Source organism: Lamprobacter sp., assembly GCF_034860625.1.
Classification (GTDB): domain Bacteria; phylum Pseudomonadota; class Gammaproteobacteria; order Chromatiales; family Chromatiaceae; genus Lamprobacter.
In genome coordinates, this window is record NZ_JAYESN010000428.1 from 1 (window position 1) to 1,907 (window position 1,907).

Genomic DNA, 1,907 nt, shown 5'->3' on the forward strand with positions numbered 1-1,907 from the left:
GCGCCGGCGGCGACCAGCAGCGGCAGTCCGAACAACAGCAGCGCGAACAACCCCAGCAGCAGGGCACCGACGCGACGCGGTAGTGGCACGGCCAGCGCCTGCGCCTGGGAAACGGGCGGGGAGGGCGCTCGACACCAGCGCAGACCGGCCAAGGCGCCGACCAGAATCGCCGCGATCTGGCCCAGCGCGCTCGGCGCGAAGGTGACCAACAGGACTGCGGTCAAGGCCACGGTCGCGCGCTCGCGGTCGGGCGCCAGGCTGCGCGCCATGCCCCAGACCGCCTGCGCGACGATGGCCACCGCGACCAGCTTGAGCCCCCGAAGCAGGTCTTGACCCAGCGCGCCGCCCATGGCATCAGCGCCGAGCGCAAAGGCCAGCAGAAGCAGCGCCGAGGGCAGGGTGAAGGCAACCCAGGCGAGCAGCGCGCCACTGATGCCGCCGCGCAGATAGCCGAGGGCGAAGCCGACCTGGCTGCTCGCCGGCCCGGGCAGGAACTGACAGAGCGCGACCAGCTCGGCATAGGCCGCGTCGCTCAGCCAGCGCCGGCGCAGGACCAACTCATCGCGGAAGTAGCCAAGGTGCGCAATCGGACCGCCGAACGAGGTCAGGCCGAGCTTGAAAAAGGCCACGAAGACCTCGCTTGGGCGGCCGGTTGAACCGGGCGCGAGCGTCTGTTTGTCGATCATGCCAACGCTCTCCGGAGGATGATGGCGCCATGATCCTATAGAACGGATGCCTGGATGCAAACGTCTGTCTGGCTAGCCGCTCTCGGCCGCGCCAACCCCAGATCATCCAAGAGCACATAGAGCGCTGGGATCACCAATAGCACCAGCACCGTCGCGCTGAGCAGCCCAAACACCACCGAGATCACCAGTGGCTTGATCGAGTCGGCCTGGGTGCTGGTCTCGGCCAGCAGCGGCGCCAGCCCGACAATGGTGGTCAGCGAGGAGATCAGAATCGCGCGCAGCCGCTGGCGGCTGGCCTGGCCGGCGGCCGCTGCGGCGGAGATGCCCTGGGCGCGATTGGCGTTGATGAACTGGATCAGCAGGATGGCGTTGTTGACCACGATGCCAGCCAGTGAGGCGGCGCCGATCAACGACGGCATCGACAGGTAATAGCCCATCAGCACATGGCCCCAGATGGCCCCGATGAAGGCGAGCGGGATGGTCAGCATCACGATCAGCGGCTCGACGTAGCCACGGAACTGGAACGAGAGGATCACAAAGATCCCGAGCAGGCCGATCAATAGCCCCCGGCGGATCGAGCCCCCGGTCTCGGCGGCATTGGCGACCTGGCCCTCAAACTGCACCTCCACCCTCGGATGCCGCGCCTGGAAATCCGCCAGCCAGCGCGCGCGCAGATCGCTGACGATGGCCTGGCCGCTGGCCAGCCGGGCATCGACATCGGCGGCGATCGTCAGCGTGCGACGGCCATCGATACGGGTGATCCGCGCCCAGTCGCGCTGCTCGCTGACCCTCGCCACCGCGCTGAGCGGCACGCGCTGGCCATCGGCGAGCTGGATGGTCTGATCGGCCAGGTCATTGAGGTCGTTACGGTCGTCCTTGGTCTGGCGCACCAGGATCTCGATGTCCCAGGCGCCGATGCGCTGGCTGCGGGAATCGGTGCGTTGGGCGCATTTGGCGCATTGGGCGCGTTGGGCGCAGTCGCGACGCTGCCGAGCAGACGGCGCAGCATGCCGAGCGGGATCTGCGCCTCGACCTCGGCGGCGGCCAGGCTATCGGCGCTGAATAATGGCTGGCCCGGCGCGATGTACTGATGCAACTCGACCTCGACCTCGGATAGGCGCAGCGCATAGGGCGCCTCGAAGCGGGTATCGGCCAGGTCCTGCTCGGCCTGCGCCAGTAGCACCTCGGCGCGCGCCTGTTGCGCGGCCAGTTGTTGGCGGT

General features: G+C 68.3%; 2 protein-coding genes. Both read right to left on the reverse strand.

Annotation, left to right across the window (positions count from 1 at the left end):
* Positions 1-686 (reverse strand): chromate transporter (locus VBE63_RS28425; RefSeq protein ID WP_323686338.1); only part of this gene is annotated, 686 nt, incomplete at its 3' end.
* Between the two features lie 35 nt (positions 687-721).
* Positions 722-1,576: an efflux RND transporter permease subunit gene (locus tag VBE63_RS28430; protein WP_323686339.1), complete on the reverse strand. Its 855-nt coding sequence runs from the start codon at positions 1,574-1,576 to the stop codon at positions 722-724.
* Between the last annotated feature and the right edge of the window lie 331 nt (positions 1,577-1,907).